The sequence below is a fragment of the Microbacterium sp. Leaf351 genome (assembly GCF_001423825.1).
Taxonomy (GTDB): domain Bacteria; phylum Actinomycetota; class Actinomycetes; order Actinomycetales; family Microbacteriaceae; genus Microbacterium; species Microbacterium ginsengisoli.
This window is the reverse complement of sequence record NZ_LMPK01000035.1, coordinates 76,439-77,212: the sequence shown is the minus strand read 5'-3', so window position 1 is coordinate 77,212 and position 774 is coordinate 76,439. Positions and strand designations below refer to the sequence as shown.

General features: G+C 72.9%; 1 pseudogene. It reads right to left on the bottom strand.

From position 1 onward, the window contains the following. Positions 1-202 (bottom strand): annotated as a pseudogene (locus ASG00_RS15450) (hypothetical protein); the annotation flags it as partial. Positions 203-774: the final 572 nt, after the last annotated feature.

Sequence of the window (774 nt, the reverse complement as noted above, 5' to 3'; positions counted from 1 at the left end):
CCCCGTTCCATGCGGCCTTGGGCAGCGCGGCGAGCGCCGACTTGCCGAACGCCTCGGCACGGGCGACCTGCGCCTGCACGGGATCGAGCTCCCACACCTTGAGAGCCTGTGCCTTGATCTGCTCGTAGCGCTCGCGTCCGGCACGGGTGCCGAGCACGTAGCCCGCGGCCAGTCCGATGACGAGTCCAACCTTGCCCCTCATGGGGATCTCCTCACGCTCGATTCACGGTTCTTGCAGTGCTGGGATGACCCCAGGCTATCGCTGTATTCCGTTTCCGGCATCCACTTGACCGCGCGGGCGCCACACGGGGCCGATCGGCTCTCACGGAGTGGCCGGCGGCTCCCCGGTCGGACCCCACAGCACCTGTCGACGCACCCGGTCCGCCTCGGCCTTGGCGTCGGGAACCACCTGCGCGAGCCCGGTTCCGGCAACCCATGCGCCCACCACTCCGAGGCGCGGCACGGCCTGGATCGCCGCCCGGGCCGCGGCCACCCGCTCCGGGCGTCCGAGCACCGAGCCCGGCTGCGCCTGCACGTAGCGCTGCCGGTCCGACCCCCGCAGCGCGTCGGGGGTGAGCGGCACCCCGAGCAGAGCGGATGCCTCGGACAGCGCGAGGGCCGCGGCATCCTCATCGCTGAGGTTCTCGGTCGCGGGTGCCTCGTCCTGCGCGCCGAACGACAGCCGGATCACGTGCACGCCGGGGCCTGCCGCGTCCGCGACCCAGGGCCACTTCGCGGTGGAGTGCGTGAGCGCCTTGGCGGCGTGCGACCCGG